This is a genomic window from Streptomyces sp. NPDC052101, assembly GCF_040680235.1.
Lineage (GTDB): Bacteria > Actinomycetota > Actinomycetes > Streptomycetales > Streptomycetaceae > Streptomyces.
This window is the reverse complement of sequence record NZ_JBFAWH010000078.1, coordinates 1-10,508: the sequence shown is the minus strand read 5'-3', so window position 1 is coordinate 10,508 and position 10,508 is coordinate 1. Positions and strand designations below refer to the sequence as shown.

The window sequence follows — 10,508 nt, the reverse complement described above, 5'->3', positions numbered from 1 at the left end:
ACATGCGGCGTCGGCTCATCCACATGCAACGTCGCCGGAACAACCCCATGACGCATCGCCATAACCATCTTGATCACACCCGCCACACCCGCAGCGGCAGCGGTGTGACCGATGTTCGACTTCACCGAACCCAGCAGCAGGGGCCGGTCGGAGGGACGCTCCTGGCCGTAGGTCGCCAGCAGTGCCTGCGCCTCGATCGGGTCACCCAGCGCCGTACCCGTGCCATGCGCCTCGACCACATCCACCTCGGAGGCCGAGAGCAGGGCGTTGGTGAGGGCCTGGCGAACGACGCGCTGCTGCGAGGGGCCGTTGGGGGCGGTCAGGCCGTTGGACGCACCGTCCTGATTCACCGCCGAACCCCGCACCACGGCAAGGATCTTGTGTCCGTTGCGCTGCGCGTCCGACAGCCGCTCCACCAGCAGGACGCCGACACCCTCACCCCAGGCGGTGCCGTCCGCACCGGCCGCGAACGCCTTGCAACGGCCGTCGCTCGCGAGGCCCTGCTGCTTGCTGAACTCGGTGAACATGCTGGGTGTCGCCATGACCGTCACACCGCCGGCGATGGCCAGCGAGCACTCGCCCTTGCGCAGCGACTGCGCGGCGAGGTGCAGGGCGACCAGCGACGAGGAGCACGCCGTGTCGATGGTGATGGCCGGGCCCTCGAGGCCGAAGGTGTACGAGATGCGGCCCGATGCGACGCTGGCCGCGTTGCCGATGCCGCGGTGGCCCTCGACGTCCTGCTGGGACGGGCCCGCCTGCAGCGTCGCGTAGTCCTGGCCGTTGGTGCCGACGAAGACGCCGGTCTGGCTGCCGCGCAGTGACAGGGGGTCGATTCCGGCGCGCTCGAGCAGTTCCCAGGAGGTCTCCAGCAGCAGCCGCTGCTGCGGGTCCATCGCCAGCGCCTCACGCGGTGAAATCCCGAAGAAGCCAGCGTCGAACTCGCCCACCTCGTTCAGGAACGAGCCGGACCGGGTGTGGGACGTGCCGGAGCCGGCCGGGTCGCCGTCGAACAGCGCGTCCAGGTCCCAGCCGCGGTCGGTGGGGAATGAGGAGACGGCCTCGTTCCCGCCGGCGAGCAGTCGCCAGAGGTCCTCGGGGGAGGTGACGCCGCCGGCGAACCGGCAGCTCATGCCCACGATGGCGATCGGCTCTCGCTCGGCCTCCTCGACCTCACGGAGCCGTCCGCGCACCTTGTGCAGGTCGGCAGTGACCCGCTTGAGGTAGTCGAGAGTCTTGTCGTCGTCACGCATGGTCGTATCCATTTCGATGTACCTGCACCGTGTTCCGTGACCGCTCGCGCGCTCAGATGCCGAGTTCGTTGTCGATGAAGTCGAAGACCTCGTCCCGCGTCGCGGACTGCAGGTTCTCGACCGCCTCCGCGTCCGCCGTCTCGCCCGTGCCGACGCCCCAGCGCGCCAGCAGGGCTTCCAGTCGCGCCGCGATGTCCGGAGTGCCCGCACCGGCCGCCACGGCGGCGAGCTTGCTCTCCAGCTTGTCGATCTCCGCGAGGACGGCGCCTTCGCTGAGTTCGTCCTCGCCCAGCATGGGCCGCAGGTACGCGGCGAACTCACGCGGCGTGGGGTGGTCGAAGACCGAGGTGGCGGGCAGGCTGAGTCCCAGGGCCTCGTTGAGCCGGTTGCGGAAGTCGACCGCCGCCAGGGAGTCGAAGCCGAGATCCCTGAAGGGCTTGCCCGCCTCCACGCCGTCGGCGTCGGGGTATCCGAGGACCGCGGCCGCGTGTGTCCGCACGAGTTCGACCAGGGCCTGCTGGCGTTCGGCGCTGGAGAGCCCTGCGAGCCGTTCGCCGAGCGGGGCCGCCGCCGGTGTTCCCTGGGTGGCCGGGGCGGGAGCCTGGGCCTGCCGGGCCTCGGGGATCTCGTCGAACAGGGTGCTGGGGCGCACCGCGGTGAACGATGCCGCGAACCGGTTCCAGTCGACGTCCGCCACGGTGACGAGCGTCTCGTCGTGCTCCATGGCCTGCTGGAGCAGCGTGAGTGCGGACTCCGGTGTGACCGGGCTGACGCCGCGTCGGCGCAGGTGCGCCTCGGCGTCGTCGCGCGCGGTCATGCCGCCGCCGGCCCAGGGGCCCCAGGCGATCGAGGTCGCCGTGAGACCACGCAGTCGGCGCCGTTCGGCCAGGGCGTCCAGGTAGGCGTTGGCGGCGCCGTAGGCGCCCTGACCGGCGCCGCCCCAGACACCCGCGGTGGAGGCGAAGAGGATGAAGGCGTCCAGTTCGGTGTCGGCGAAGACCTCGTCGAGGTTCCGTGCGCCCTCGGCCTTACCGCCGTAGACGTCGGCCATCTCGTCGAGGCCGGTCTCCTCGATGCGGTTCGACTGTGCGACGCCGGCGGTGTGCACGACCGCGTTGATCGCCACGCCTTCGTCCGCGAGGCGGTCGACGAGGGCGTCGAGCGCTTCGCGGTCGGCCGCGTCGCAGGCCGCGATGGTCACCTTGGCGCCCAGTGCGGTCAGTTCATCCCGCAGTGCGGCGGCGCCGGGGGCGTCGAGGCCGCGTCGGCTGGTCAGCACCAGATGCTCGGCGCCGGCGCGCACCAGCCAGCGTGCGGCGTGTGCGCCCAGCGCTCCGGTGCCGCCGGTGATCAGCGCGGTGCCCTTCGTCGTCCACTCCGAGGCGGTGCCGGAGCCGGTCCGGGCGGACCTGGTCAGCCGTCGGGCCAGCAGTCCACCGGGGCGGACGGCGACCTGGTCCTCGCCGGTGGCACCCGACAGGACCGCGCGCAGCAGCGTGGCGGCACGCTCCTCGATCTCGGCCGGCAGGTCGACCAGACCGCCCCAGCGCTCGGGGTGTTCCAGCCCGACCACGCGGCCCAGGCCCCAGATTCCGGCCTGGTCGGGCCGGATGCCGCGGTCGGCGGAGAGGGCGACGGCTCCCTGGGTGGCGCACCACAGCGGCGCACCGACACCCAGCTCTCCGAGCGCGCGCACCAGGGCGTAGGTCGCTGTGAGCGCCTCGGAGCGATGCGGTTCGTCCGCGAGGGCAAGCAGGGAGAGGACCCCCTGGACCCCTCGCGGCTCGGTGGCCGGCAAGGCGTCCCGAAGGCGGTCGGTCATGGTGTCGGGGTCGTGGCCGGTGACGTCGGCGCGAAGAATGTCGACGCCCTGGCGTTCCAGGGCCTCGATGCAGGTGTCGGCCGCGGAGCCCTGCGCGGTGACCACGAGCCAGCTGCCGGTGGGCGTGGCGTCGGGCTCGGGGACCGGTCGCCAGGCCACCGTGTAGCGCAGGTCCTGCAGTGCCGACCGTTCCCTGGAACGGCGGCGCCAGCCGGAGAGCATCGGCACGAACTCCGCGAGCAGGGCGCCCTGCTGGTCCGCGTCGACGCCGAGCGTGCGTGCCAGGGCGTCGAGGTCCTCGCCCTCCACCGCGGACCAGAACGACTGGTCCGGCGCCGGGGTGCGGTCGCCGGCCGACGGGCCGGTCCCGGTGTCGGTCGCGTCGAGCCAGTAGCGTCGGCGGTGGAAGGCGTAGGTGGGCAGGTCGATGTGGTGCGACGGACGGGGCGCCCGGCCCAGCACCGGCCACACGACCTCACTGCCCCGCGCATGCAACGAGCCCAACGCCTGCATGAACGTCACCAGCTCGTCCTGCCCCGCACGACAGACCGCCACCGCCACCGCATTCTCACCACGACCCGGATGACCACCCGCCAACGCCGTCAACGTCGCATCCGGACCCACCTCCACAAAGTCCGTCACCCCCTGCCCGTTCAACCACGCCAGACCGTCATCGAACCGCACCGCCTCACGCGCATGACGCAACCAGTACCCCGTCGAACCGATCTCCTCCACCCCCACCGGCTCACCCGTCACATTCGACACGATCGGAATCCGCGGCTCTCCCCACTACTCCGAATCCAGAACCCGCCCGTACTCCTACAACATCGGCTACACCTACGGCGAATGAATCGCCTGCGACACCCGCAACCACTTCGTCCGCACACCCTCACCCCGAGCAACCTCCACCACCCGCTCCACCGCATCCGCCACACCCGACACCACCACCGAACCCGGACCATTCACCGCCGCAACCGCCACCCGCGACCCATCACCACCGATCCACCCCCGCACCACACCCTCCGCAGCACCCACCGCCGCCATCACCCCACCCACCGGCAACGCCTGCATCAACCGCCCCCGCGCAGCCACCACCCGCACCGCATCCGCCAACGACAACACACCCGACACATACGCCGCCGCCAACTCCCCAATGGAATGACCCATCACGAAGTCCACACCCACCCCGCACTCCACCACCGACGCAAACAACGCCACCTCAAACGCAAACAACCCCGCCTGCGTATACACCGTCTCATCCACCAACCCACTCAACTCACCACCCGCATCCGCAAACAACACCTCCCGCAACGGCACCTCAAGCAACCCGTCAAACGCCCCACACACCTCACCAAACACCCGAGCAAACCCAGGCAACCCCAACAACCCCGCACCCATACCCAACCGCTGCGACCCCAGCCCCGAGAACAACACCGCCACCCGACGCCCACCCACAACCCGACCCCGAGCCACCACACCACCCGGCTCACCCGAAGCCAACCCCGCCAACCCCGCCAACAACCCCTCACGATCCCCACCCACCACAACACCACGATGCTCCAACGCAGCCCGCGACCCCACCAACGCACCCGCCACATCCACCAACGACACACCAGAATCCGCACTCACCCACGCATGCAACCGCCGCGCCTGCTCACGCAACGACTCCGCACTCCTCGCCGACACCACCCACGGCACCACCACACCACCCGACACACCCACAGACACACCCTCAGACACCACAACCTCAGGCGCCTCCTCCAACACCACATGCGCATTCGTCCCACTGATACCGAAGGAGGAGACGGCGGCGCGGCGCGGCCGTGTGGTCTGGGGCCAGGGGCTGGACTCGGTCGCCAGCTCGACGGCGCCCGCGGTCCAGTCGACCTGTGGTGTGGGTTCGTCGACGTGCAGGGTCGCCGGCACGGTTCCGTGCCGTAGCGCCATGACCATCTTGATCACACCGGCGACGCCGGACGCGGCCTGTGTGTGGCCGATGTTGGACTTCAGCGATCCCAGCAGCAGCGGCTGCTCCACGGATCGTTCCTGGCCGTAGGTGGCGATGACCGCCTGGGCCTCGATCGGGTCGCCCAGGGGGGTGCCCGTGCCGTGTGCCTCGACCACGTCGACGTCGGCGGCCGTCACACCCGCGTTGGCCAGCGCCTGCCGGATCACCCGCTGCTGCGAGGGGCCGTTGGGTGCGGTCAGACCGTTGGACGCACCGTCCTGGTTGACGGCCGAACCCCGCACCACGGCCAGGACGTTGTGGCCGTTGCGCTGCGCGTCCGACAGCCGCTCCACCAGCAGCAGACCCACGCCTTCCGACCAGGTGGTGCCGTCGGCGCCGGCGGCGAAGGACTTGCACCGGCCGTCGGGGGCCAGGCCCTGCTGGCGGCTGAACTCGACGAAGGAGAGCGGTGTCGACATCACGGCGACGCCACCGGCCAGCGCCAGCTCGCACTCGCCCTGGCGCAGGGCCTGCGCCGCCAGATGCAGCGCGACCAGCGAGGAGGAGCAGGCCGTGTCGACCGTGACCGCCGGGCCCTCGAAACCGAACGCGTACGAGACGCGACCGGTGGCGACGCTGCCGGCGTTGCCGTTGCCGAGGTAGCCGGTGAGGTCGTCGGGAACGGTGCGCAGCCGGGCCGCGTAGTCGTGGTACATCAGCCCCGCGAAGACTCCGACCCGGCTGCCTCGCAGGGAGGTCGGGTCGACGTTCGCGGATTCGAAGGCCTCCCACGCGGTCTCCAGCAGCAGCCGCTGCTGCGGGTCCATCGCCAGCGCCTCACGCGGCGAGATCCCGAAGAACTCCGCGTCGAAGTCCGCCATGTCGTGCAGGAAGCCGCCCTCACCGACATAGCTCGTACCGGAGTTCACCCCGTCCGGGTCGTGCAGGGTGTCTGTGTCCCAGCCGCGGTCGGCGGGGAAGGGCGTGATGGCGTCCGTACCGGAGGCGACCAGTCGCCACAGGTCCTCCGGCGTCCGTACGCCGCCGGGATACCGGCAGCTCATGCCGACGATGGCGATCGGCTCGTCGGTGGCGCTCGTGGCCTGGCCCGGGGCGGCGGCCGTGGTGTCCTCGTCGCCGAGCTCCGACCGCAGATGCCGGGCCAGCGCCGACGGGGTCGGGTAGTCGAAGACCAGGGTGGCCGGGAGCCGGGTGCCGACCGCCGCGGAGAGCTGATTCCGCAGGTCGACCGCGGTCAGTGAGTCGAAGCCCAGGTCGGAGAAGGCGCGTTCGGGATCGATGGTGGTGCCCCGCTCGTGTCCCAGGACCGCGGAGACGTGCTTGACGACCAGGTCGAGGAGCGCCTGGTGCCGCTCGGGGCCGGTCATCGTGGCCAGGAGCTCACGCAGGCCGGTCTTCGCGGCATCCCGCGAAGCCCTGCGCACGGGGTTGCGCACCAGGCCGCGCAGCACCGGGGGAACGGTCGCCCCACTGCTGCGTACGGCGCCGGGGTCGAGCAGCATGGGCAGCACCAGCGGCTGGTCGACGGTGAGCGCGGCGTCGAACAACGCGAGCCCCTCGTCGATCGAGAGCGCCGACATGCCTAGGCGTGCCACGCGTGCCAGGTCCTTCTCGGTCATGGCGCCGGACAGGACGCTGCGCTGTTCCCACAGACCCCAGGCCATCGAGTGCGCGGGCAGGCCGTGGGCGTTGCGGTAGCGGGCCAGTCCGTCGAGGAAGGCATTGGCGGCGGCGTAGTTCGCCTGTCCGGCGGCGCCGGTGACACCGGCCGCCGAGGAGAACAGAACGAACGCGGTGAGCTGTGTCCCCTCGGTGAGGCGGTGCAGGTTCCAGGCCGCGTCGGCCTTCGGGCGCAGCACCTTGGCCAGACGTTCGGGTGTCAGGGACACCACGGTCCCGTCGTCTCCGACACCGGCCGAGTGGACCACACCGCGCAGCGGGCGGTCCTGCGGTATCTCCGCGATGACCGCGGCCAGGCTGTCGTGATCAGCGACGTCGCACGACGCCACGGTGGCCCGGCAGCCGAGGGAGGCGAGTTCGGCGACCAGTTCGTCCGCGCCGGCGGCGCGCATTCCCTGCCGGCCCAGCAGCAGAAGGTGCTTGACACCGTGGACGGCGGCGAGGTGCCGGGCCACGGCGCTGCCCAGGACTCCGGTACCGCCGGTGATCAGCACCGTGCCTTCGGGGTCCCACCGGGGCTCGCCGCCCTCGGCGGTCGCCGGGCCCTGAGCCGATGCCGAGCGGGCCAGCCTGGGTGCCAGCAGAGCACCGTCCCTGACCACCAGTTCGGGTTCGTCCGCCGCCCGGGCGGTGTGCACCGCGGCGACCAGCCCGTCGGGTACCGCCTCGGCGTGCAGGTCGATCTGGACGATCCGGTCCGGGTGCTCCGACTGGGCCGAGCGCACCAGTCCCTGCACCGCGGCGTGCGCCAGGTCGGGCGCCGTGCCGTCCAGGGACACCGCGCCCCGGGTGACCAGCACCAGCCGGGAAGCGGAGAAGCGGTCGTCACCGAGCCAGGTGCGTACCGTCTCCAGCGCCCAGTTCGTCGCGGCGCGGGTCGCCTCGGGGATGTCCTCCGGGTACTGCGGGCAGACGGCGATCACGGCGTCGAATGCCGCGGTGTCCGCGGCGGGGGTGTCGCCGGACCCGGCGGCGGCGTTCGCGAGCGCTGCCAGATCCTCGTGGGACTCAGCGTCCAGGCCGGCCGCGCGAGCCACCGCGGCAGCGTCCGCACCGATCGCGGCCCAGCGCAGCGGGGCACCGTCCGGTTCGGCGGCCGACGCCATCTCGGACCAGCTCATCCGGAACAACGACCTGTTGTGCCGGGACGTGGCCCGCACCTGCTCGGCGGTGACCGGTCGCAGGGTCAGTGCGTCGACCGAAGCGACGGGAAGTCCGCTGTCGTCGGCGATCGTCACCGCGACCGCGGCGGCCCCGGCGGAGCTCAGCCGGACCCGCACACCGGTGGCGCCGGTGGCGTACAGGCGCACTCCTTCCCAGGAGAACGGCAGACCGCGCGGCGCCTCCTCACCGTCGGCCGCGGACAGCAGGGCGATGCCGTGCAGGGCCGCGTCGAGCAGCGCGGGGTGCACACCGAAGCGGTCGGCCTCCTCGACGGCCTGTTCGGGCAGTCGTATCTCGGCGAAGACCTCCCCGCCGCGCCGCCATGCCGCCGTGAGTCCCTGGAACACAGGTCCGTAGGTGTTCCCGCCCTCGGCCATACGGTCGTAGAGGCCGTCGAGTTCGACGGGTACGGCGTTCGCGGGGGGCCAGGCGCGCAGGGCGTCCGTGCCCTCCGGCAGCAGTTCCGCCCGTGCCTGCGCGAGCACACCGGTGGCGTGGGTCGTCCACTCCTCGGCATCGGCGCGGCGCCCGTACACCGTCACGGTCCTACGGCCGTCCTCGTCGGCGCCGCCGACGGTGAGCTGTATCTGCACGGGGACGGCGTCGGGGAGAGCGAGCGGCGCCTGCAGTGTCAGTTCCTCGACGACGTCGCACTCCACCTCCTCACCGGCGCGCAGGGCGAGTTCGACGAAGGCCGCGCCGGGGAACAGGACGGTGTCCAGGACCACATGATCGGCCAGCCAGGGCTGCTCGGGCAGCGACAGCCGGCCGGTGAGCAGCACGCCGTCCCCGTCGGCCCGGCTGACGAGGGCGCCGAGGAGGGGATGGTCGGTGCCCTGGAGCCCGATGGATCCCACGGTGGCCCCGACGCCGACCGGCCCGAGCCGCTTCGGCCAGTAGCGTCGGCGGTGGAAGGCGTAGGTGGGCAGGTCGATGTGGTGCGACGGACGGGGCGCCCGGCCCAGCACCGGCCACACGACCTCACTGCCCCGCGCATGCAACGAGCCCAACGCCTGCATGAACGTCACCAGCTCGTCCTGCCCCGCACGACAGACCGCCACCGCCACCGCATTCTCACCACGACCCGGATGACCACCCGCCAACGCCGTCAACGTCGCATCCGGACCCACCTCCACAAAGTCCGTCACCCCCTGCCCGTTCAACCACGCCAGACCGTCATCGAACCGCACCGCCTCACGCGCATGACGCAACCAGTACCCCGTCGAACCGATCTCCTCCACCCCCACCGGCTCACCCGTCACATTCGACACGATCGGAATCCGCGGCTCACCCCACACCACCGAATCCAGAACCCGCCCGAACTCCTCCAACATCGGCTCCACCAACGGCGAATGAAACGCCTGCGACACCCGCAACCACTTCGTCCGCACACCCTCACCCCGAGCAACCTCCACCACCCGCTCCACCGCATCCGCCACACCCGACACCACCACCGAACCCGGACCATTCACCGCCGCAACCGCCACCCGCGACCCATCACCACCGATCCACCCCCGCACCACACCCTCCGCAGCACCCACCGCCGCCATCACCCCACCCACCGGCAACGCCTGCATCAACCGCCCCCGCGCAGCCACCACCCGCACCGCATCCGCCAACGACAACACACCCGACACATACGCCGCCGCCAACTCCCCAATGGAATGACCCATCACGAAGTCCACACCCACCCCGCACTCCACCACCGACGCAAACAACGCCACCTCAAACGCAAACAACCCCGCCTGCGTATACACCGTCTCATCCACCAACCCACTCAACTCACCACCCGCATCCGCAAACAACACCTCCCGCAACGGCACCTCAAGCAACCCGTCAAACGCCCCACACACCTCACCAAACACCCGAGCAAACCCAGGCAACCCCAACAACCCCGCACCCATACCCAACCGCTGCGACCCCTGCCCCGAGAACAACACCGCCACCCGACGCCCACCCACAACCCGACCCCGAGCCACCACACCACCCGGCTCACCCGAAGCCAACCCCGCCAACCCCGCCAACAACCCCTCACGATCCCCACCCACCACAACACCACGATGCTCCAACGCAGCCCGCGACCCCACCAACGCACCCGCCACATCCACCAACGACACACCAGAATCCGCACTCACCCACGCATGCAACCGCCGCGCCTGCTCACGCAACGACTCCGCACTCCTCGCCGACACCACCCACGGCACCACCACACCACCCGACACACCCACAGACACACCCTCAGACACCACAACCTCAGGCGCCTCCTCCAACACCACATGCGCATTCGTCCCACTGATACCGAACGCGGACACACCAGCCCGCCTGGGCCGGCCGCTCTCCGGCCATGCCAGGGCCTCGGTGGCCAGGTGCAGGGTGCCCGTGGACCAGTCGATGTGCGGGCTGGGCTCGTCCGCGTGCAGGGTCGCGGGCACCAGGCCGTTCTGCAACGCCATGACCATCTTGATCACGCCGGCGACACCCGCCGCGGCAGCGGTGTGGCCGATGTTCGACTTCACCGTGCCCAGGAGCAGCGGCTGGTCGGCGGGGCGGTCCTGGCCGTAGGTGGCGAGCAGGGCCTGTGCCTCGATGGGGTCGCCGAGCGAGGTGCCCGTGCCGTGTGCCT

Annotated in this window: 3 protein-coding genes; all 3 read right to left on the bottom strand. The window is 71.0% G+C overall.

The window, feature by feature from the left end:
- Positions 1-1,250 (bottom strand): beta-ketoacyl synthase N-terminal-like domain-containing protein (locus tag AB0L75_RS43295; RefSeq protein WP_365191796.1); only part of this gene is annotated, 1,250 nt, incomplete at its 3' end.
- Positions 1,251-1,302: 52 nt separating this feature from the next.
- Positions 1,303-3,585, bottom strand: a complete 2,283-nt coding sequence (locus AB0L75_RS43290) for an SDR family NAD(P)-dependent oxidoreductase (protein WP_365191798.1) — start codon at positions 3,583-3,585, stop codon at positions 1,303-1,305.
- Between the two features lie 324 nt (positions 3,586-3,909).
- On the bottom strand, positions 3,910-10,458 hold the full coding sequence (locus AB0L75_RS43285) for a type I polyketide synthase (RefSeq protein ID WP_365191797.1): 6,549 nt from the start codon (positions 10,456-10,458) through the stop codon (positions 3,910-3,912).
- Between the last annotated feature and the right edge of the window lie 50 nt (positions 10,459-10,508).

Coding starts and splice junctions, on each gene's coding strand:
- AB0L75_RS43290 (WP_365191798.1), bottom strand. CDS start 3,585: ATGCAGGCGTTGGGCTCGTTGCATGCGCGGGGCAGTGAGGTCGTGTGG.